General features: G+C 74.1%; 1 protein-coding gene. It reads left to right on the forward strand.

Features of this window, described 5'->3' with window-relative positions; genetic code table 11:
- Entirely contained in the window at window positions 1–24,588 is a 24,588-nt protein-coding gene (locus ACZ6TD_RS30315) for a type I polyketide synthase (RefSeq protein WP_471343242.1), read from the forward strand.
- Window positions 24,589–24,623: the final 35 nt, after the last annotated feature.

Here is a 24,623-nt window from a genome sequence, read left to right on the forward strand (position 1 = left end):
GTGGATTTCACGCCCGAGCACACCGAAAAGGGGGGCACGAGCCCCGAAGGGGCGTCCCCGTGGCGCGACCGGCTCGCCGCGCTTCCCGAGGCCGAGCGCGCCGAGGCCCTCACCGCCTGGGTCGGCGAGATCGTCGAACAGGCCCTCAAGGACAAGGCGCCGGACGTCCTCGACCCCGAGCGCCCCTTCCTCGACCTGGGCTTCGACTCCCTCGCCACGGTCGATCTGCACGCCCGGCTGACCGCCGCCACCGGACTGCGGCTGCCGGTCACCCTCGCCTTCGACCACCCCACCCCCGCCGACCTCGCCCGCCATGTCCGGGCCGAACTGCTCGGTGCGGACGGCGACTCCGACGCCTCCCCGGCCGACGCCGGAATGGGCCCGATCGCCGCCGACGAGCCCATCGCCATTGTCGGAATGAGCTGCCGGTTCCCCGGAGAGGCCGGATCCCCCGAAGAACTGTGGGAAATCGTCGCGGGCGGAAAAGACGTCATCTCCGAATTCCCGGTGAGCCGGGGCTGGGATCTCGCCGGACTTTACGACCCCGACCCGGACCGGCCGGGCAGCAGCTATACCCGCGAAGGCGGATTCCTGCACGACGCCGATGAGTTCGATTCGGCGTTCTTCGGAATCTCACCGCGCGAAGCGCTCGCGATGGATCCGCAGCAGCGGCTGCTGCTGGAGACCTCCTGGGAGGTCTTCGAACGCGCCGGTATCGACCCCGCGATCCTCCGGGGCGGCCGGACCGGTGTGTTCGTCGGCGCCGAGACCCAGGACTACGGCCCCCGGCTGCACGAGGCCGAGCAGGGCTTCGAGGGCTATCTGGTCACCGGCAACGCCGCCAGTGTCGCCTCCGGCCGCATCGCCTACACCTTCGGCTTCGAAGGCCCCACCGTCACCGTCGACACCGCCTGCTCCTCCTCCCTGGTGGCGCTCCACCTGGCCGTCCAGGCGCTGCGCGCGGGCGAGTGCACCATGGCGCTCGCCGGTGGCGCCGCGGTCATGGCCAACCCCGGCTCGTTCATCGCCTTCAGCCGCCAGCGCGGCCTCGCCCCCGACGGCCGCTGCAAGCCGTTCGCCGCCGCGGCCGACGGCACCGCGTGGGGCGAGGGCGTCGGCATGCTGCTCGTCGAGCGGCTCTCGGACGCCCGGAGGAACGGTCACCGGGTCCTCGCCGTCGTCCGCGGCACCGCCATCAACCAGGACGGCGCCAGCAACGGCCTCACCGCCCCCAGCGGCCCCGCCCAGCAGCGCGTCATCCGCCAGGCCCTCGCCAACGCCGGGCTCACGGCCGGCGAGGTCGACGCGGTCGAGGCCCACGGCACCGGTACGACACTGGGCGACCCCATCGAGGCCCAGGCGCTGCTCGCCACCTACGGCCGGGACCGCGAGGCGGACCGGCCGCTGTGGCTCGGCTCGCTCAAGTCCAACATCGGCCACACCCAGTCCGCGGCCGGTGTCGGCGGCATCATCAAGATGGTCATGGCGATGCGCCACGGGGTGCTGCCGCGGACGCTCCACGTGGACGAGCCGACCCCGCATGTCGACTGGACCGCCGGTGACATCGAGCTGCTGACCGAGGCGCGGCCCTGGCCGGAGAGCGACCGCCCGCGCCGCGCGGGCGTCTCGTCGTTCGGCATGAGCGGCACCAACGCGCACGCCATCATCGAGCAGCCTCCGGCCGACGGGGAGGAGCAGGGCGAGGCCGAAGAGCCCGATGGCGAGGGTGCCACGGAACCCGCCCTGCTGCCCTGGCCCCTCTCGGCGAAGACCACCGACGCCCTCCAGGGCCAGGCCGAGCGGCTGCACGCGCTGCTGGAGGCCGACCCCGACCTCGCCCTCACCGACATCGGCCACTCCCTGGCCACCACCCGCGCCACCTTCGAACAGCGGGCCGTGCTCCTCGCCGGTGACCGCGACGGCTTCCTCTCCGCCCTGCGCACCCTCGCCGACGGCGGCGACGGGCCGTCCGTCGTGCGCGGCGCACCCGCCGCCGGAAAGCTCGCCCTGCTGTTCACCGGACAGGGCAGCCAGCGCCTCGGCATGGGCCGCGAGCTCTACGCCACCCACCCCGTCTTCGCCGAAGCCCTCGACGACGCCTGCTGGTACCTCGAGGAGCAGCTCGAACTCCCGCTCCTCGACGTGCTCTTCGCCGAGGAGGGCAGCCCCGAGGCCGCCCTCCTGGACCGCACCGACTACACCCAGCCCGCCCTGTTCGCCATCGAGGTCGCGCTCTACCGCCTCATCGAGTCCTGGGGGCTGCGCCCCGAACTGCTCGCCGGACACTCCATCGGCGAGCTCGCGGCCGTCCATGTGGCGGGTGTGCTGTCCCTGGAGGACGCCGCCGCCCTGGTCGCCGCCCGTGGCCGGCTGATGCGGGAGCTTGCCGAGGGTGGGGCGATGGTCGCGGTGCAGGCGTCGGAGGACGAGGTGCTGCCGCTGCTCGCCGGGCGCGAGGACCGGATCGGCATCGCCGCGATCAACGGCCCCCGCTCCGTCGTCGTCTCCGGCGCCGAGGAGGACGCGCTGGAGATCGCGGCGTCCTTCGAGGAGCGGGGCCGCAAGACCAAGCGGCTCACCGTGAGCCACGCCTTCCACTCCCCGCTGATGGACGGCATGCTCGCCGAATTCCGGCGCGTCGCCCAGGTGCTGGAGTACGCGCCGCCGCGCATCCCCGTGGTCTCCACCGTCACCGGGCGCGTCGCCACCGCCGAGGAGCTGTGCTCGCCCGAGTACTGGGTGCGCCACGTCCGCGAGGCCGTCCGCTTCCTCGACGGTGTGCACACCCTGGCCGACAAGGGCGCCACCACCTTCCTGGAGCTCGGCCCCGACGCCGTGCTCACCGCCATGGCCCAGGACTGTCTGCCCGACGCCGACGGCACCGCGTACGCCGCCGCGCTGCGCGGCGGGCGCCCCGAGGCCGAGACCCTGACGGCGGCCGTGGCGCTGGCGTACGTCCGGGGCAAGAAGGCCGACTGGGCCGCCCCGTACGCCACCACCGGCGCCCGCACGATCGACCTGCCCACCTACGCCTTCCAGCGCCAGCGGTACTGGCTCAACGCCCCGGCCCCGGCCGGATCGGCGGCCGAGGCCGGGCCGGGTTCGGCGGTGGACGGGCGGTTCTGGGATGTGGTGGAGCGCGGGGATGTGGCCGCGCTGGCGGCGGAGCTCGCGGTGGATCCGGGGGTTTCGCTGGGTGAGGTCTTGCCCGCGTTGTCGTCGTGGCGGCGGCAGGAGTCGGTGCGTTCGGCGGTGGACGGCTGGCGTTATCGGGTGTCGTGGAAGCCGGTGACGGAGCGGTTGGCGACCGGGGTGCTGGGTGGTTGCTGGTTGGTGGTCGTCCCGGTGGACGCGGCCGAGGGTGCCTGGGCCACGGGTGTGGTGCGGATGCTGGCCGGGCGTGGTGTGGATGTGCGCGTGGTCGAGTCGAACGCGGTGGACCGCGCCGGGCTCGCGGAGGAGCTGCGGACGGCGGTGGGCGACGCCTCGGTGACGGGTGTGGTGTCACTTCTGGCGGTGGGCGAGGGCGCCCCCGAGTCGGGGCTGTTGCGTACGGCCGCGTTGGTGCAGGCGTTGGGTGATGCGGGTGTGGGTGCGCCGTTGTGGGTGGCGACGCGGGGTGCGGTGTCGGTGGGGCGCTCGGATGGTGTGGTGGCGCCTGGTCAGGCGTTGGTGTGGGGGCTCGGCCGGGTGGCGGCGTTGGAGCTGCCGGAGCGGTGGGGCGGTCTGGTCGATCTGCCGGAGTCGGTGGACGAGCGTGCGTTGGGTCGGTTGGCGGGTGTGCTGGCCGGGACCGGGACCGGGGCCGGTGGCTCGGGTGAGGATCAGGTCGCGGTGCGGGCCTCGGGTGTCTTCGGGCGCCGGCTGGTGCGGGCGGCCGGGAGCCGGACGTCGGGCGATGAGGGCTGGCGGGCGTCCGGTTCGGTGCTGGTGACGGGCGGTACGGGTGCGCTGGGCGCGCATGTGGCGCGTTGGCTGGTGGCGAACGGCGCCGAGCACGTGGTGCTCACCAGCCGCCGGGGGCTGGAGGCTCCGGGCGCGGTGGAGCTGCGGGATGAGCTGGCGGCTTCGGGCGCTCGGGTGACGGTGGCCGCGTGTGATGTGGCGGACCGGGACGCGCTCGCGGAGTTGCTGGCGTCCATACCGGCCGAACTCCCGCTGACCGCCGTCGTGCACGCGGCCGGTGTGCTGGACGACGGCGTACTGGACGCGCTCACGCCCGAGCGGTTCGCCTCGGTGCTCCGGGCGAAGGTGGATGCCGCGCTGCATTTGGATGAGCTGACGCGCGATCTGGACCTTTCGGCGTTCGTCCTCTTCTCCTCGATCACCGGGTCGGTGGGCGCCGCTGGTCAGGGCAACTATGCCGCCGCCAACGCGTACTTGGACGCGCTGGCCGAGCTGCGCCGCGCCCAGGGCTTGCCCGCCACCTCGATCGCCTGGGGCCCGTGGGCGGACTCCGGGATGGCCGGTGACGACGCCATGGAGCGGCGGATGCGCCGCGAGGGCATGCCGCCGATGGCGCCCGAGTCGGCGCTCACCGCGCTGGGGCAGGCGCTGTACCTCGATGACACCGCCGTGACGGTCGCGGACCTCGACTGGGAGCACTTCACCCGCGCCCTCACCGCCGTACGGCCCAGCCCGCTGATCGCCGAGCTGGCGGCGGAGGCCGGGCCGGGCACCGCGACCGGCGCCGACACCACCAAGGTCGTCACCGACGCCGACTCCGCCTCCCCGCTCGGCGAGCGCCTGAGCGGCCTCCCGAAGCCCGAACAGGACCGTGCGCTGCTGGAGCTGGTGCGTGCGCAGGTCGCGTCGGTGCTGGGGCACGGCGGGGCCGAGGCGGTGGAGGCCGGGCGTGCCTTCAAGGAGTTGGGTTTCGACTCGCTGGCCGCGATCGAACTCCGCAACCGGCTGAACGCGGCGACGGGCCTGCGGCTGGCCGCCACGCTCATCTACGACTACCCGAACGCGACCGCCCTGGCCGATCATCTGCGTGCTGAGCTGGTGGGTGCGGATGCTGTGGTGGCGGGTGGCGTGGTGGCGCCTGCGGTCGCGGTGGCCGACGATCCGGTCGCGATCGTGGCGATGAGCTGTCGTTTCCCGGGTGGGGTGCGGTCGCCGGAGGAGCTGTGGGCGCTGCTGACGGCTGGTGGGGACGCGATTGCGGAGTTCCCGTCGGACCGTGGTTGGGATCTGGCGGGGCTGTACGACCCGGATCCGGATCGTCAGGGGACGTCGTACGCGCGTGAGGGTGGTTTCCTCTACGACGCCGGGGACTTCGACGCGTCGTTCTTCGGTATTTCGCCGCGTGAGGCGCTGGCGATGGATCCGCAGCAGCGGCTGCTGCTGGAGACCTCCTGGGAGGCGTTCGAGCGCGCGGGCATCGACCCGGCCACGCTGCGCGGCAGCCGTACCGGTGTCTTCGCGGGCACCAACGGCCAGGACTACGCCGGGCTCGTCTCCACTCCGCCCGAGGGCCTGGAGGGTCATCTGGGCACGGGCAACGCGGCGAGCGTGGTGTCCGGGCGGGTCGCCTACACCTTCGGCCTCGAGGGTCCTGCGGTGACGGTGGACACGGCGTGTTCGTCGTCGCTGGTGGCCCTGCACATGGCCGTTCAGGCGCTGCGGCAGGGCGAGTGCACGATGGCGCTCGCGGGCGGCGTCACGGTGATGTCCACGCCGGAGGCGTTCGTCGACTTCAGCCGTCAGCGCGGGCTCGCGGCGGACGGCCGGATCAAGGCGTTCGCGGCCGGTGCGGACGGCACGGGTTGGGGCGAGGGCGTCGGCATGCTGCTGGTCGAGCGGCTGTCGGACGCGGAGAAGAACGGCCACCCGGTGCTGGCCATCGTGCGGGGCAGCGCGATCAACCAGGACGGTGCGAGCAATGGCCTGACGGCGCCGAACGGTCCCTCGCAGCAGCGGGTGATCCGGCAGGCGCTGGCCGGTGCGGGGCTGTCGGCCGGGGATGTGGACGCGGTCGAGGCGCACGGTACGGGTACGACGCTGGGTGACCCGATCGAGGCGCAGGCGCTGCTGGCCACGTACGGGCGGGAGCGGGATGGGGATCGGCCGTTGTGGCTGGGGTCCATCAAGTCCAACATCGGTCATACGCAGGCCGCTGCCGGTGTCGCGGGCGTCATCAAGATGGTGCTGGCGATGCGGCACGGTGTGCTGCCGCAGACGTTGCACGTGGACGCGCCGTCGCCGCATGTGGACTGGTCGGCGGGGGCCGTCTCGCTGCTGACGGAGCAGGTGGAGTGGCCGGAGACGGGCCGTCCGCGCCGCGCGGGCGTGTCGTCCTTCGGGCTCAGCGGCACCAACGCGCACACCATCATCGAGCAGGCCCCGGTCCCGGCCCTTCCGGCCGTCCCGGCCGCCCCGGGCGAGCAGCCCGCGCCGCGTGAGCTGCCCGTGCTGCCGTGGCTGCTGTCGGCGAAGGACGGGCAGGCGCTGCACGCCCAGGCCGCACAGTTGGCCACCCATCTCCGCACCCACCCCGAGCTGAGCGCGACCGACCTCGCCTTCTCGCTCGCCACCAGCCGCGCCGCGCTGGAGCGGCGCGCCGCCCTCGTCACCACGGACCGCGAGACGTTCCTGGCGGGCCTGGACGCGGTGGCTCGGGGCGAGTCCGTCCCGGATGTGGTCGAGGGGACGGTCGCCGAGGGCAAGGTGGCGTTCCTGTTCACGGGGCAGGGGAGCCAGCGGTTGGGGATGGGGCGTGAGCTGTACGACGCCTATCCGGTGTTCGCGGATGCGTTGGACGAGGTGTGCGCGCATCTGGATCTGCATCTGGAGCGGCCGCTGCGGGATGTGCTGTTCGGGGATGACGCGGCGGTCTTGGACCAGACGGCGTTCACTCAGCCCGCGTTGTTCGCGGTGGAGGTGGCGCTGTTCCGTCTCGTTGAGGCGTGGGGTCTGACGCCGGACTTTCTCTCCGGGCATTCGATCGGTGAGCTTGCTGCCGCGCATGTGGCGGGTGTGTTGTCGCTGGCGGATGCGGCGACGTTGGTGGCGGCGCGTGGCCGTTTGATGCAGGAGCTTCCGGCCGGTGGCGCGATGATCGCGGTGCAGGCGTCCGAGGACGAGGTGACGCCGCTGCTGAGCGAGCGGGTCAGCATTGCCGCGCTCAATGGGCCTTCCTCGGTCGTCATCGCCGGTGATGAGGATGTGGCGCTGGAGATCGCGGCGTCCTTCGAGGAGCGGGGTCGTAAGACCAAGCGGCTCGCCGTGAGCCACGCGTTCCACTCGCCGCGTATGGACGGCATGTTGGACGCCTTCCGTGAGGTGGCCGAGGGGCTGTCGTACGAGGCCCCGCGGATCCCGGTCGTCTCCAACCTCACCGGTGGCGTGGTGTCCGCCGAGGAGATCACCGGTCCGGACTTCTGGGTGCGCCACGTCCGGGAGGCCGTCCGCTTCCTCGACGGTGTGCGGACGCTGGAAGCGGAGGGTGTGACGACCTTCGTCGAGCTCGGCCCCGATGGCGTTCTCTCCGCGATGGCGCAGGAGTGTGTGACCGATTCGGCGTCGGACGCCGCGTTCGCCGCCACGCTGCGGAAGGGGCGCGCCGAGGCCGAGTCGGTGACCGCCGCGCTCGCCCTGCTGCACGTCCGGGGCCAGTCCCCGGACTGGGGCGGCTACTTCGAGGGCACCGGGGCCCGGCGGGTCGAGCTGCCGACCTACGCCTTCCAGCGCACCCGGTACTGGTGGGAGGAGGCCCCGGCGGCGTCGGAGGTCGCGCCGGGCGGTGCCGTCGACGGGCGGTTCTGGGATGTGGTGGAGCGCGGGGATGTGGCCGCGCTGGCGGCGGAGCTCGCGGTGGATCCGGGGGTTTCGCTGGGTGAGGTCTTGCCCGCGTTGTCGTCGTGGCGGCGGCAGGAGTCGGTGCGTTCGGCGGTGGACGGCTGGCGTTATCGGGTGTCGTGGAAGCCGGTGACGGAGCGGTTGGCGACCGGGGTGCTGGGTGGTTGCTGGTTGGTGGTCGTCCCGGTGGATGAGGCCGAGGGTGCCTGGGCCACGGGTGTGGTGCGGATGCTGGCCGGGCGTGGCGTCGATGTGCGCGTGGTCGAGTCGAACGCGGTGGACCGCGCCGGAATGGCGGAGGAACTGCGTACGGCGGTGGGCGACGCCTCGGTGACGGGTGTGGTGTCACTTCTGGCGGTGGGCGAGGGCGCCCCCGAGTCGGGGCTGTTGCGTACGGCCGCGTTGGTGCAGGCGTTGGGTGATGCGGGTGTGGGTGCGCCGTTGTGGGTGGCGACGCGGGGTGCGGTGTCGGTGGGGCGCTCGGATGGTGTGGTGGCGCCTGGTCAGGCGTTGGTGTGGGGGCTCGGCCGGGTGGTGGCGTTGGAGCTGCCGGAGCGGTGGGGCGGTCTGGTCGACCTTCCCGAGACGGCCGACGAGCGTGCGCTGGGACGGTTGGCCGGTGTGCTGGCCGGGGCCGGAGCCGGTGGCTCGGACGAGGACCAGGTCGCCGTGCGGGCCTCGGGCGTCTTCGGGCGCCGGCTGACGGAGGCTTCGGGGACCCGTACGTCCGGCGATGAGGGCTGGCGGGCCTCGGGTTCGGTCCTGGTGACGGGCGGTACGGGTGCGCTGGGCGCGCATGTGGCCCGTTGGCTGGTGGCGAACGGCGCCGAGCACGTGGTGCTCACCAGCCGTCGGGGGCTCGACGCCCCGGGCGCAGCGGAGTTGTGCGATGAGTTGGCGGCTTCGGGCGCTCGGGTGACGGTGGCCGCGTGTGATGTGGCGGACCGGGACGCGCTCGCCGCGCTGCTGGCGTCCATACCGGCCGAGTTCCCGCTGACCGCCGTCGTCCACGCGGCCGGTGTGCTGGACGACGGCCTCGTGGACACGCTGGACGCCGAGCGGCTGGAGCGGGTGGTGCGCGCCAAGGCCACCTCCGCGCAGAACCTCCATGAGCTCACCCGCGACCTGGACCTTTCGGCGTTCGTCCTCTTCTCCTCGCTCGCCGGATCGGTGGGCGCCGCTGGTCAGGGCAACTACGCGGCGGCCAACGCCTATCTGGACGCGCTGGCCGAGCGGCGCCGCGCCCAGGGCTTGCCCGCCACCTCGATCGCCTGGGGCCCGTGGGCCGAGGGCGGCATGGCCGCCGACGAGGCGCTGGACCGGCGGATGCGCCGCGACGGAGTGCCGCCGATGGCGCCCGAGTCGGCGCTCACCGCGCTGGGGCAGGCGCTGGACCTCGATGACACCGCCGTGACGATCGCGGACCTCGACTGGGACCGGTTCCTCGCCGAGTTCACCGCCGTACGGCCGAGCGCGCTGTTCGGCGAGGTGCGGGCCGCGCGTCCGGCGGCGGCCGCCGAGGGCGCGCCGCGCACGGCCGCCACCGCCGGGACCGGCACCGGCACACTCGCGGAGCGGCTGTCCGGGCTGACGGAGAACGAGCGCGCACAGACGCTGCTGGAGCTGGTGCGTGCGCAGGTCGCGTCGGTGCTGGGGCACGGCGGGGCCGAGGCGGTGGAGGCCGGGCGTGCCTTCAAGGAGCTGGGCTTCGACTCGCTCACCGCCGTCGAACTCCGCAACCGTCTCAACGCGGCGACCGGCCTGCGGCTGCCCGCCACGCTCATCTACGACTACCCGAACGCTACGGCCCTGGCCGACCATCTGCGTGCTGAACTGCTGGGCGCGGATGCTGTGGCGGCGGGTGGCGTGGTGGCGCCTGCGGTCGCGGTGGCCGACGATCCGATCGCGATCGTGGCGATGAGCTGTCGTTTCCCGGGTGGGGTGCGGTCGCCGGAGGAGCTGTGGGCGCTGCTGACGGCTGGCGGGGACGCGATTGCGGAGTTCCCGTCGGACCGTGGCTGGGATCTGGCGGGGCTGTACGACCCGGATCCGGATCGTCAGGGGACGTCGTACGCGCGTGAGGGTGGTTTCCTCTACGACGCCGGGGACTTCGACGCGTCGTTCTTCGGTATTTCGCCGCGTGAGGCGCTGGCGATGGATCCGCAGCAGCGGCTGCTGCTGGAGACCTCCTGGGAGGCGTTCGAGCGCGCGGGCATCGACCCGGCCACGCTGCGCGGTCAGCAGATCGGTGTCTTCGCCGGGACCAACGGCCAGGACTATCTCTCGCTGCTGATGCGGGGGCCCGAGGGCCTGGAGGGTCATCTGGGCACGGGCAACGCGGCGAGCGTGGTGTCCGGGCGGGTCGCCTACACCTTCGGCCTCGAGGGCCCGGCCATCACGGTCGACACGGCGTGCTCGTCCTCGCTGGTGGCACTGCATCTCGCGGTGCAGGCGCTGCGGCAGGGCGAGTGCACGATGGCGCTCGCGGGCGGCGTCACGGTGATGTCCACCCCCGAGAACTTCATCGACTTCAGCCGTCAGCGCGGACTGGCCGCCGATGGCCGGATCAAGGCGTTCGCGGCCGGTGCGGACGGCACGGGCTGGGGCGAGGGCGCGGGCATGCTGCTCGTGGAGCGGCTGTCGGACGCGCGGCGCAACGGCCACCCGGTGCTCGCGGTGGTCCGGGGCTCCGCCATCAACCAGGACGGTGCGTCGAACGGTCTGACGGCGCCGAACGGTCCGTCGCAGCAGCGCGTCATCCGGCAGGCGTTGACCAGCGCCGGGCTGACGACCGGCGATGTGGATGTCGTCGAGGCGCATGGCACGGGTACGACGCTGGGCGACCCGATCGAGGCGCAGGCGCTGCTCGCCACGTACGGGCAGCAGCGGGAGGCCGACCGGCCGTTGTGGCTGGGGTCCATCAAGTCCAACATCGGCCACACGCAGGCGGCGGCGGGTGTCGCGGGCGTCATCAAGATGGTGCTGGCGATGCGCCACGGTGTGTTGCCGCAGACGTTGCACGTGGACGCGCCGTCGCCGCATGTGGACTGGTCGGCGGGGGCTGTCTCGCTGCTGACGGAGCAGGTGGAGTGGCCGGAGACGGGCCGTCCGCGCCGCGCCGGTATCTCCTCGTTCGGTATCAGTGGCACCAACGCGCACACCATCATCGAGCAGGCCCCGGCCGTCGACGCACCGGCCGAGGCGCCCGAGCGGAACGGCCTCGGCGGCCTTCTGCCGTTCGCCCTGTCGGCCAGGAACGCCGAAGCGCTGCGGGAGCAGGCCGCGCGGCTGCACACCCACATCGCGTCACGCCCGGAGGCGGCGCCGCTCGACGTCGCCCACGCCCTGGCCGTCGGCCGCGCCGCCCTGGAGCGGCGTGCGGTGCTGACCGTCGGCGACCGGGACGAGCTGCTGCGGTCGCTCGACGCGCTCGCCCGGGGCGAGGCCGCCCCGGGGGTGGCCGAGGGGACGGTCGCCGAGGGCAAGGTGGCGTTCCTGTTCACGGGGCAGGGCAGTCAGCGGTTGGGGATGGGGCGTGAGCTGTACGACGCCTATCCGGTGTTCGCGGATGCGTTGGACGAGGTGTGTGCGCATCTGGATCTGTACCTTGAGCGGCCGCTGCGGGATGTGCTGTTCGGGGATGACGCGGCGGTACTGGATCAGACGGCGTTCACTCAGCCCGCGTTGTTCGCGGTTGAGGTGGCGCTGTTCCGGCTCGTTGAGGCGTGGGGTCTGACGCCGGACTTCCTCTCCGGGCATTCGATCGGTGAGCTGGCCGCCGCGCATGTGGCGGGTGTGCTGTCGCTGGCTGACGCGGCGACGTTGGTGGCCGCCCGTGGCCGGTTGATGCAGGAGCTTCCGACCGGTGGCGCGATGATCGCCGTCCAGGCGTCCGAGGACGAGGTGCTGCCGCTGCTCACCGACCGGGTGTCGATCGCCGCCCTCAACGGGCCCACCTCCGTGGTCATCGCGGGTGACGAGGACGCGGCGTTGGAGATCGCGTCTGGTTTCGAGGCCCAGGGCCGTAAGACCAAGCGGCTCACCGTCAGCCACGCGTTCCACTCGCCCCGCATGGACGGAATGCTGGACGCGTTCCGCGAGGTGGCGCGGGGGCTGACCTACGAGGCTCCGCGCATCCCGATCGTCTCCAACCTCACCGGGAACATCGTCTCCGCCGAGGAGATCACGACCCCCGACTTCTGGGTGCGCCACGTCCGCGAAGCCGTCCGCTTCCTCGATGGAGTCCGGACGTTGGAAGCCCAGGGCGTCACCACCTACCTCGAACTCGGCCCCGACGGCGTCCTCTCCGCCATGGCGCAGGAGTGCGTGACCGACTCCGCGTCGGATGCCGCGTTCGCCGCCGTCCTGCGTAAGGACCGCCCGGAGGCCGAGGCGCTGCTCTCGGCCGTCGGACGCGCGCACGTCCGTGGTGTGACGCCGGACTGGGCGGCCGTGTTCACCGGTGCGGGCGCCGCCCCCGTGGACCCGGCCGAGCTGCCCACCTACGCCTTCCAGCGGCAGCGCTACTGGCCCAGCGCCGCCGCCCTGGCGGCGGGCGACCCCGAGTCGATCGGGCTGGGCGACATCGACCATCCGCTCCTCGGCGCCGCCGTCGCGCTCGCGGACGCCGATGGGCTCCTGCTCACCGGGGTGCTCTCCACCCGCACCCACCCCTGGCTGGCCGACCACGCGGTCATGGACACCGTGCTGCTGCCCGGCACCGCCTTCGTCGAGCTGGCGAGCACGGCGGGCGCCCAGGTCGGCTGTGAGCGGCTGGACGAACTGACCCTCGAAGCCCCGCTCGTGCTGCCCGAGCACACCGGGGTGCGGGTGCAGCTCGTCGTGGACGGGCCGGACGAGTCGGGCCGCCGTTCCTTCAGCCTGCACTCGCGTCGTCAGGACGCGCTCGGCACCGAGCCGTGGACGCGCCACGCCACCGGTGTGCTCGCACCCGGCGCCCGGATGCCCGAGTCCGATCAGCCCGATGAGCTGGCGGTCTGGCCGCCGCAGGGTGCGACGCCGATCCCGGTCGAGGGGCTGTACGAGGAGCTGGCCGGGGCGGGCCTCGGCTACGGGCCGGTGTTCCAGGGGCTCAAGGGCGCCTGGCGGCTCGGCGAGAACCTCTACGCCGAGGTGGGCTTCCCCGAGGACGCGCCGCTGACGTCGGGCGCCGAGGCCGAGCGGTTCGGGCTGCACCCGGCCCTGCTCGACGCCGCGCTGCACGCCATCGGCCTCGACAGCGCCGACGGTGAGTCGGCGCCGGCCGAGGGCGCGCTGCTGCCGTTCGCGTGGAACGGCGTCCAACTGCACGCGGCCGGGGCCGGTGCGCTCCGGGTGCGGCTGTCCGAGCGGTCGTCGAACGCGGTCTCGCTGCTGGTGGCCGACGGCACGGGCCGTCCGGTGGCCACGGTCGAGTCCGTGGCGCTGCGGGCGGCCTCGGCCGACCAGGTGCGCGCGGCGCGCGGCGGGCTGCACGAGTCGCTGTTCCGGCTGGACTGGACGGCGGTTCCGGCGCCCGCGAGCGGCGCGGTCACGGGCGACTGGGCGGTGCTCGGTGCTGGCACCGCCCAACTGGCCATGCTGGAGGGCGCGTTCGGGCCCGGGGTCCGGCTCGCCGCGTACCGCGATCTGGCGGCGCTGCGGACGGCCGTGGAGTCCGGGGCGCCCGCGCCCGACACCGTCCTGCTGGCCGGTGCCGGTGCCGGTGTCGATGGCGACGGCGACGCGTCGGCCGTGCACGAGGCCACCCAGGCTATGCTCGCCCTGCTCCAGGAGTGGCTGGCCGATGAGCGGTTCGCCGCGTCGCGGCTGGTGCTGCTGACCCGGGGCGCGGTGGAGACCGAGCCGGGCGCGGGCGTGGCGGATCTGCCGTACGCCGCCGTGCGCGGTCTGTTCCGCTCCGCGCAGTCGGAGAACCCGGGCCGTCTGGTGCTGCTGGACGTGGACGGCGAGGAGGGCTCGTACCGTACGGTGCCCGCCGCGCTCGGCGTGGACGAGGCGGAGCTGGCGCTCCGCGCGGGCGTGGCGCTCGCGCCACGGCTGGCCCGGGTGCCGGTCACGGACGACACGAACGCCGAGAACACCGACGACACGGTCGACACCCGCGCGGGAGACGGCGTCCCGTCGTACGACCCCAACGGCACCGTACTGATCACCGGCGCCTCCGGAACGCTCGGTGGCCTCCTCGCCCGCCACCTCGTCTCCGTCCACGGCGTACGCCACCTGCTGCTGGTCAGCCGCCGTGGCGCCGACGCCGAGGGTGCCGAGGAGCTGGGCGCCGAGCTCACGGCGGCCGGTGCCACCGTCACCTGGGCGGCCTGCGATGTGGCCGACCGCGACGCGCTCGCCGCGACCCTGGCCGCCGTCCCGGCCGAGCATCCGCTGACCGCCGTGGTGCACACGGCGGGCGTCCTGGACGACGGCATCCTCGGCTCGCTGACGCCCGAGCGGGTGGCGCGGGTGCTGCGCCCCAAGGTGGACGCGGCGCTGAACCTGCACGAGCTGACCCGCGACCACGAGCTGTCCGCGTTCGTACTGTTCTCCGGTGCCGCCGCCGTGTTCGGCGCGCCCGGACAGGCGAGCTACGCCGCCGCCAACTCCTTCCTGGAGGCGCTGGCCCAGCACCGCGTCGCCCTTGGGCTTCCGGCCACCGCGCTGGCCTGGGGCCTGTGGGCCGGTGCGGGCATGGGCAGCGGTCTTGACGAGCTCGATCTGCGGCGCATCGCGCGCGGCGGGGTCGCCCCGATCGCCCCCGACGAGGGGCTCGCGCTCTTCGACGCGGCCCGTGCCGACGGCGCCGCCGTGCTGTTCCCGATGCGGCTCGACTACGCGGGGCTGCGCACCGAGGCCACGGCGACCGGGACGGTACCGGCCCTGTTCCGGGGCCTGGTGCGGACTCCGGTCCGGCGGGCCGCCGCCACGGCCGCCACCGCCGACGGCTCCTCGCTGGCCCAGCGCCTCGCCGGGCTCGCCCGGCCCGAACAGGACCGCGAACTGCTGGAGTTGGTGTGCGGCCGGGTCGCCGCGGTGCTCGGTTACGCGGGCCCGGACGCCGTCGAAGCCGGGCGGGCGTTCAAGGAGCTGGGCTTCGACTCGCTCACCGCCGTCGAACTCCGCAACGACCTCAAGACGGTCACCGGGCTGCGGCTCCCGGCGACGCTCGTCTTCGACTACCCGACCCCCACCGCCCTCGCCGGCCATCTGCGCGAGGAGCTGCTGGGCGCCGGGGAGACCACCGCGCCGCTCGTCCCCGTACGGACCGGGGCGGCCCCGGCGCTCGACGACGACCCGATCGTCATCGTCGGCATGAGCTGCCGCTACCCGGGCGGGGTGCGCACCCCGGAGGAGCTGTGGGAGCTCGTCGCCACCGGTGGCGACGGCATCTCCGGCTTCCCCGTGGACCGTGGCTGGGACCTCGACGGCCTCTACCACCCGGACCCCGACCACGCGGGCACCTCGTACACCCGCGAGGGCGGCTTCCTGCACGACGCCGCCGACTTCGACCCGGACTTCTTCGGCATCTCGCCGCGTGAGGCGCTCGCGATGGACCCGCAGCAGCGGCTGCTGCTGGAGACCTCGTGGGAGGCGTTCGAGCGCGCGGGCATCGACCCGGCGCGTGTGCGCGGCAGCCGCATCGGCGTCTTCGCGGGCGTCATGTACCACGACTACGTGACCGGCCTCGACGGCATCCCCGACGGTGTCGAGGGGTACATCGGCACCGGCAACGCGGGCTCCATCGCCTCCGGCCGGGTGGCGTACACCTTCGGTCTCGAAGGCCCGGCGGTCACCGTGGACACGGCGTGCTCGTCGTCGCTGGTGGCGCTGCACTGGGCGATCCAGGCGCTGCGCGCGGGCGAGTGCACCATGGCGCTGGCCGGTGGTGTGGCGGTCATGGCCACGCCCGAGACGTTCATCGACTTCAGCCGTCAGCGCGGCCTGGCCACGGACGGCCGGTGCAAGTCGTTCGCGGCGTCGGCGGACGGCACGGGCTGGGCCGAGGGCGCGGGCATGCTGCTCGTGGAGCGGCTGTCGGACGCGCGGCGCAACGGTCACCCGGTGCTCGCGGTGGTCCGGGGCTCCGCCATCAACCAGGACGGCGCGTCGAACGGTCTGACGGCGCCGAACGGTCCGTCCCAGCAGCGCGTCATCCGGCAGGCGTTGACCAGCGCCGGGCTGACGACCGGCGATGTGGACGTGGTCGAGGCGCATGGCACGGGTACGACGCTGGGCGACCCGATCGAGGCGCAGGCGCTGCTCGCCACGTACGGGCAGCAGCGGGAGGCCGACCGGCCGTTGTGGCTGGGGTCCATCAAGTCCAACATCGGCCACACCCAGGCCGCCGCCGGTGTCGCGGGCATCATCAAGATGGTGATGGCCATGCGGCACGGTGTGCTGCCGCGGACGCTGCACGTGGACGCGCCCTCGCCGAACGTCGACTGGGAGGACGGCGCGGTCTCGCTGCTGACCGAGCCGATGGAGTGGCCGGAGACCGGCCGTCCGCGCCGCGCCGGTGTGTCGTCGTTCGGCATCAGCGGCACCAACGCGCACACCATCATCGAGCAGCCGCCGGCCGCCGAGGACCGCGAGGACGCGGCGGCGCGGCCGTCCGCCGTACCGCCGGTGCTGCCGTGGCCGCTGTCGGCCGTGGGCGGCGACGCGCTGCGCGACCAGGCTCGCCGCCTGCGCGACCGGTTGCGCGCCACCGACGAGGACGTGGACCTGGCCGCCATCGGCTACACCCTGGCCGCCGGGCGCACCGCCTTCGAGGACCGCGCGGTGCTGGTGGCCGACGGGCGCGAGGGCTTCCTGCGCGCCCTGGAGGCGCTGGCCTCCGGCGAACCGGCCACGGGCCTGGTGCAGGGCTCACCGGTGGCCGGGAAGCTGGCCTTCCTGTTCACCGGGCAGGGGAGCCAGCGGCTGGGGATGGGGCGTGAGCTGTACGACGCCTACCCGGTGTTCGCGGAGGCGTTCGACGCGGTCTGCGACGAGCTGGACGCGCATCTGGAACGGCCGCTGAAGGCCGTGGTGTTCGGGGACGACGCCGAGGAGCTGGACCGGACCGGGTTCACCCAGCCCGCGCTGTTCGCGGTCGAGGTGGCACTCTTCCGCCTGGTGGAGGCGTGGGGGCTGCGGCCCGACTTCCTTTCCGGCCATTCGATCGGTGAGCTGGCCGCCGCGCATGTGGCGGGTGTGCTGTCGCTCGGGGACGCGGCGAAGCTGGTGGCCGCTCGTGGGCGGTTGATGCAGGACCTTCCGGCCGGTGGCGCGATGATCGCGGTGCAGGCGTCGGAGGACGAGATCACACCGCTGCTCACCGAGCGGGTCTCGATCGCCGCGCTCAACGGGCCCACTTCCGTCGTCATCGCGGGTGGCGAGGACTCGGTGCTGGAGATCGCGTCCGGTTTCGAGGCGCGGGGCCGTAAGACCAAGCGGCTCACCGTGAGCCACGCGTTCCATTCGCCGCGCATGGACGGGATGCTGGAGGCGTTCCGCGAGGTGGCGCAGGGGCTCACGTACGAGGCTCCGCGCATCCCGATCGTCTCCAACCTCACCGGTGGCGTGGTGTCCGCCGAGGAGATCACGAGCCCCGACTTCTGGGTGCGCCACGTCCGGGAGGCCGTGCGCTTCCTCGATGGTGTCCGGACGTTGGAAGCCCAGGGCGTCACCACCTACCTCGAACTCGGCCCCGACGGCGTGCTCTCCGCCATGGGCCAGGACTGCCTCACCGAAGGAGACACGGCGGGCTTCGTCGCCGCCCTGCGCGGCGGCCGCCCCGAGGCCGAGACCGTCACCACCGCGCTCGCCGCCCTGCACACCCGGGGACTCGCCCTGGACTGGGAGGCGTTCTACGCCGGAACCGGCGCGCGGCGCGTGGAGCTGCCGACGTACGCCTTCCAGCGGCGGCGCTACTGGCTGGACGTACGGACGGCCACCGCCACCCCCGAGGCCACGGCCCAGCACGCCGTCGACGCCCGCTTCTGGGAGGCCGTCGAGCGTGCGGACCTGGCCTCGCTCGCCGAGACCCTGAACCTCGGCACCGAGGACAACGGCGCGCTGGAGGCCCTGCTGCCCTCGCTGTCGTCGTGGCGGCGGCAGCAGTCGGAGCGTTCGACGGTGGACGGCTGGCGCTACCGGGTGTCGTGGAAGCCGGTCACCGACCGCTCCGCCGCGTCCCTGACCGGCGACTGGCTCCTGGTGGTACCGGCCGAGGCGGCCGAGGACGCCTGGGTCGCGGGGGCCGTACGGATGCTGAACGACCGTGGCCTCGGCGTACGCCGCGTCGAGCTGACCGCCGACGACGACCGCGCGGCGGTGGCCGAACGGCTGGCCGGGGCCATCGGCGACGCACCCGTGACCGGCGGTGTGCTCTCCCTGCTGGCCCTCGCGGACAGCGACAACGACAACGACAGCGACGGCAATGGCGATGGCGATGTGCTGCTGCGGACGGCCGCGCTGACGCAGGCCCTGGGCGACACGGGCATCGGCGCGCCGCTGTGGGTGGCCACGCGGGGCGCGGTGGCCGTGGGCCGTTCGGACGGAACGGTCAGCCCCGCGCAGTCGCGGTTGTGGGGTCTTGGCCGGGTGGCCGCGCTGGAGGTGCCCGAGCGCTGGGGCGGTCTGGTCGACCTCCCGGAGACGGCCGACGAGCGGGCGCTGGGACGGTTGGCGGAGGTGCTGGCCGGTGCCGGTGGCGAGGACCAGGTGGCGGTGCGGGCGTCGGGCGTGTTCGGACGCCGCCTCGTCCGCGCCTCCGCGCCCGCGTCGGCCGGTGGCTCCTGGACCCCGGGCGCCGGTACGACCCTGGTCACCGGTGGTACGGGCGCGCTGGGCGCGCGGGTGGCCCGCTGGCTGGTCGCGGGCGGCGCCGAACATGTGCTGCTCACCAGCCGCCGTGGCCTCGACGCCCCCGGCGCCGCCGAGCTCCGCGACGAACTCGCCGCGTCCGGCGCCCGGGTGACGGTCGCCGCGTGCGATGTGGCCGACCGGGACGCGCTCGCGCGGCTCCTCGCCGACATCCCGGCCGAGCTGCCGCTGACGGCGGTGGTGCACACGGCCGGGGTGCTCGACGACGGCGTACTGGACTCGCTCACCCCCGAGCGCTTCACCACCGTCCTGCGCGCCAAGGCGGCCGCCGCGGCCCACCTCGACGAGCTGACGCGCGATCGGGAGCTGTCGGCCTTTGTGCTGTTCTCCTCGATCAGCGGCACGTTCGGCGCCGCCGGACAGGGCAACTACGCGGCCGCCAACGCCTACGTTGACGCGCTCGCCGAACGGCGCCGCGCCCAGGGCCTGCCCGCCACCTCGATCGCCTGGGGCCCGTGGGCCGAGGGCGGGATGGCCACGGACGGTGCGCTGGAGCGGCGTCTGCGGCGCGGTGGACTGCCGCCGATGGACGCCGAGTTGGCGATCGGCGCGCTCCAGCGGGCGCTCGACCTCGACGACACCGTGGTCACCGTCGCGGACATCGACTGGGACCGGTTCGCACCGGACTTCACCGCCGCACGCCCCAGCCGTCTGCTCGCGGACCTCCCGGAGCTCCGCGCGGCGGCGGATGACACCGCCACCGAGCCCGCCACCGACGGCTCCTCGCTCGCCGCCCGGCTGGCCGGGCTGGGCGAGGCGGAGCGCGACCGGCTGCTGCTGGACCTGGTCCGTACGCAGGTGGCCGCGGTGCTCGGACACGACGGCTCCGAGTCCATCGGCGCCGACCGGGCCTTCGGCGAGCTGGGCTTCGACTCGCTGACCGCCGTCGAGCTGCGCAACCGGCTCGGTGCCGCCAGCGGTGTCCAGCTGCCTGCCACCCTGGTCTTCGACTACCCGACGGCCTCCGCCCTCGCGGGCTATCTGCGCGGCGAACTCATCGGGACCAGCACCGCCATCGAGCCCACACGCCCCGCGGCCGTGACGGCGGCGGCCGATGACGACCCGATCGCCATCGTCGCCATGAGCTGCCGCTTCCCGGGCGGGGTGCGGTCGCCCGAGGAGCTGTGGCAACTGCTCACCGCGGGCGGGGACGCCATCGCCGAGTTCCCGGCCGACCGCGGCTGGGACCTGGACGCGCTCTACGACCCGGACCCGGACACCCGGGGCACCTTCTACGCACGCGAGGGCGGATTCCTCTACGACGCGGGCCACTTCGACGCCGCGTTCTTCGGGATCTCGCCGCGTGAGGCGCTCGCGATGGACCCGCAGCAGCGGCTGCTGCTGGAGACCTCGTGGGAGGCGTTCGAGCGCGCGGGCATCGACCCGGCCACGCTGCGCGGCTCCTCCGCCGGGGTGTTCATCGGCTCCAACGGGCAGGACTACGACGCCTCGCTGCACACCGTCCCCGAGGGCGTCGAGGGCTACCTGGGCACGGGCAACGCGGCCAGCGTGGTCTCCGGCCGGCTCGCGTACACCTTCGGTCTGGAGGGCCCGGCGGTCACGGTGGACACGGCGTGCTCGTCGTCACTGGTGGCGCTGCACTGGGCGATCCAGGCACTGCGCCAGGGCGAGTGCTCGCTCGCGCTCGCGGGCGGTGTGACGGTCATGTCCAGCCCCGGCGCGTACATCGAGTTCAGCCGCCAGCGCGGGCTGGCCCCGGACGGCCGCTGCAAGGCGTTCGCGGCGGGCGCGGACGGCACCGGCTGGGGCGAGGGCGTGGGGCTCCTGCTGGTGGAGCGGCTGTCGGACGCGCGCCGCAACGGCCACCCGGTGCTCGCGCTCGTCCGCGGCTCCGCCATCAACCAGGACGGCGCGAGCAACGGTCTGACCGCGCCCAACGGCCCCGCCCAGCAGCGCGTCATCCGCCAGGCGCTGGCCGGCGCGGGCCTGTCCGCCGCCGAGGTGGACGCGGTCGAGGCCCATGGCACCGGCACCCGGCTCGGCGACCCGATCGAGGCGCAGGCGCTGCTGGCCACCTACGGCCGGGAGCGGGACGCGGAGCGGCCGCTGTGGCTGGGCGCCATCAAGTCCAACATCGGCCACACCCAGGCCGCGGCCGGTGTCGCGGGTGTCATCAAGATGGTGCTGTCGATGCGGCACGGCCTGCTGCCGCGGACGCTGCACGTGGACGAGCCGTCGCCGCACGTGGACTGGTCGGCGGGCGCGGTGTCGCTGCTGACCGAGCAGGTGGAGTGGCCGGAGACCGGCCGTCCGCGCCGCGCGGGCGTCTCCTCGTTCGGCTTCAGCGGCACCAACGCCCATACGGTGCTGGAGCAGGCACCGGTCCACGACGAGACCGCCGGGGAAACCGCACCGCGGCGGCCCCTCGTACGGCCCGATGTGGTGGCCTGGCCGCTGTCGGCCAAGGGCGAGGACGCGCTGCGCGCCCAGGCCGAGCGGTTGCGCGCCCACCTCGAGGCCGAGGCCGGGCCGGCCGCGGTGGACGTGGCGTACTCGCTGGCCACCACCCGGTCCGCCCTGGAGCACCGCGCGGTGGTCCTCGGCCCGGACCGGGACCGGCTGCTCGCGGGGCTGACCGCCCTCGCGCGCGGCGAGTCCGCCGCGCAGCTCGTCCGGGGCGTGCCCGCGGAGGGCCGCACCGCCGTGCTCTTCACCGGGCAGGGCAGTCAGCGGCTCGGCATGGGCCGTGAGCTGTACGAGGCCAGCCCCGTCTTCGCGGAGGCGCTGGACGCGGTCTGCGCCGAGCTGGACCGGCACCTCGAACTCCCGCTGTACGAGGTGCTGTTCGGGGACGACAAGGAGCCGCTGGACCGGACCGGGTTCACCCAGCCCGCGCTGTTCGCCGTCGAGGTGGCACTGTTCCGGCTGGCCGAGGCCGCCGGGCTGCGGCCGGACGTCCTGACCGGGCACTCCATCGGCGAGCTGGCCGCCGCACACGTGGCCGGGGTGCTGTCGCTGGAGGACGCCGCCACACTGGTGGCCGCGCGCGGCCGACTGATGCAGGAGCTGCCCTCCGGCGGCGCGATGATCGCGCTGCAGGCGGCGGAGGACGAGGTCGAGCCGCTGCTCACCGAGCGCGTCGGCATCGCCGCGCTCAACGGCCCCACGTCGGTGGTCATCGCGGGCGATGAGGACGCGGCCGCCGCGATCGCGGCGTCGTTCCAGGAGCGGGGCCGCAAGACCAAGCGGCTCACCGTGAGCCACGCCTTCCACTCCCCGCTGATGGACGGCATGCTCGCCGAGTTCCGCAAGGTCGCCGAGGGGCTGACCTACCACGCGCCGCGCATCCCGATCGTCTCCACCGTCACCGGACAGCAGATCTCCGACGAACTGGGCATGGCCGCCGACTACTGGGTGCGCCACGTCCGCCACGCCGTCCGCTTCCTCGACGGAGTCCGGACGATGGAGGCGCAGGGCGTCACCACCTATGTCGAACTGGGCCCGGACGGCGTGCTGTCCGCCATGGCGCAGGACTGTGTCACCGCCGGGGACGAGGGCGCCGAGGACGTGGCCTTCGTGCCCGTGCTGCGCGCCGGGCGCCCCGAGACCGAGACGCTGACCGCCGCCCTCGCCACGCTGCACGTCCGGGGCGCGGCCCTGGACTGGGAGGCGCTGTTCGCCGGGACCGGCGCCCGCCGCGTCGAGCTGCCCACGTACGCGTTCCAGCGGCGGCGCTACTGGCTCGAGGGCACCCCGCACCCCACGCCCGCCCAGGAGGCCACGGCCGACGACACGGCCGGCGCCCGGTTCTGGGAGGCGGTCGAGAGCGACGACCTCGCCTCGCTGTCGGACGCCGTGGGCATCGACGTGGACCAGCCGCTCAGCGCGCTGCTCCCGGCGCTGTCCGCGTGGCGGCGCCGTGAGCGCGAGCAGTCCGCGCTCGACGGCTGGCGCTACCGCGTCACCTGGAAGCCGCTGGAGGAGCCCCGGCTCGCCGCCGCCCCCGGCGTCTGGCTTGTCGCCGAACCGGCCGGAGCCGCGGGCCACGCCGAGGCCGTGCGGCGGGTCCTGGCCGCGCTGGCCGACCGGGGCGCCGACCTCCGGCGCATCACGGCAGACGGCGCGGACCTCGACCGGAACGGCCTGGCCGACCGGATCCGCCGGGCCGCGGCCGACGACCCCGTGCACGGGGTGCTGTCGCTGCTCGCTTGGGACGAGCGTGCGCACCCCGACCACCCCGCCGTGCCCACCGGGCTGCTGCGCACCGGAGTGCTGGTGCAGGCGCTCGGGGACGCGGGCCTGGACGCCCCGCTGTGGTGCGCCACCACCGGCGCCGTCGCCACCGCCGCCTCGGAGCCGGTCGGCAGCGCCGCACAGGCACAGATCTGGGGCCTGGGCCGGGTGGTCGCGCTGGAGCACCCCGAGCGCTGGGGCGGTCTGATCGACCTGCCCGCGACGCTCGACGAGCGGGCCGCCGACCGCCTGGCCGGTGTGCTCGGCGGACACGGCGACGGCGACGAGGACCAGGTGGCGATCCGTACGGCCGGAATCCTGGCCCGCCGCCTCGCCCACGCCGAACGCGCCCCGGCCACCGGCGCGCCGTGGCGGCCGCGTGGCTCGGTCCTGGTCACCGGGGGCACCGGTGCGCTGGGCGCCCATGTGGCCCGCTGGCTGGCGGAGAACGGCGCCGAGCATCTCGTGCTCACCAGCCGCCGTGGCCCCGACGCCCCCGGCGCCACCGAACTGCGCGACGAACTCGCCGCCTCCGGTGCCCAGGTGACCGTCGCCGCCTGCGATGTCACCGACCGGGACGCGGTGGCCGGGCTGCTGGCCCGGATCCGCGAGGAACACCCGCGGCACCCGCTCACGGCGGTCGTGCACACGGCGGGCGCCGGGCAGTTCGCACCGCTCGCGGAGACCACCCCGGCCGATGTCGCCGATGTGGTGGCCGCAAAGGTGGCGGGCGCGGCCCATCTGGACGCGCTGCTCGGCGACACCGAGCTGGACGCCTTCGTGCTCTTCTCCTCGATCGCCGCGGTGTGGGGCAGCGGCGGCCAGGGCGCGTACGCGGCCGGCAACGCCTTCCTCGACGCGCTGGCCGAACAGCGGCGGGCGCGCGGTCTCGCCGCCACCTCCGTGGCCTGGGGGCCGTGGGCGGACGGCGGGCTCGTCGTCGACGACGAGGCGGCCGAGCAACTGCGCCGCCGTGGCCTGCCGGTGATGGCCCCGCACTCCGCCATCGCCGCACTCCAGCAGGCGCTGGACCGGAACGAGACCGCCGTGGCCGTGGCCGACGTCGACTGGGGCCGCTTCGCCCCCGCCTTCGCCGCGGCCCGCCCCCGTCCGCTCATCGCCGATCTGCCCGAGGTCCGCGCGGTCCTCGCGGCGGACCCGGCGGAGGGCGCGGGCGGCGGCACGGCGGAGGCACCGGGGGAGTCCCTGCGGCAGCGGCTCGCGGGGCTCACCGGGCCCGAGGCCGAGAAGGCCCTGCTCGACCTCGTCCGTACGGAGGTCGCCGCCGTCCTCGGACACGACGACACCACGGCTGTCCAGGCGGGCCGGGCCTTCAAGGAGCTGGGCTTCGACTCCCTCACCGCCGTCGAACTCCGCAACCGCCTCAACGCGGCCACCGGGCTCCAGCTCACCGCCACCCTGGTCTTCGACCACCCGACGCCCAGCGCGCTCGCCGGTGTGCTGCGCGCCGACCTGCTCGGCGAGGACACCACCCCCGGACTCCCGGTCCTCGCCGAAATCGACAAGCTGGAATTCACCCTTTCCAACGTCTCCGACGACGCGACGGAACGCGAGCGGGTCACCGCGCGCCTCGAAGCGCTGTTGCGGACCTGGAACGAGAACGAGAACGCGGCGGGCGCCGACGGCGCCGACGACGATGAACTCGATCTCGACTCCGCCTCCGCCGAAGACATCTTCGACATCATCAACAATGAATTCGGAAGGTCCTGACGTGATGACCGCCCTCAATTCAACTGACCTCAGGA

It is taken from the genome of Streptomyces yongxingensis (assembly GCF_055597465.1).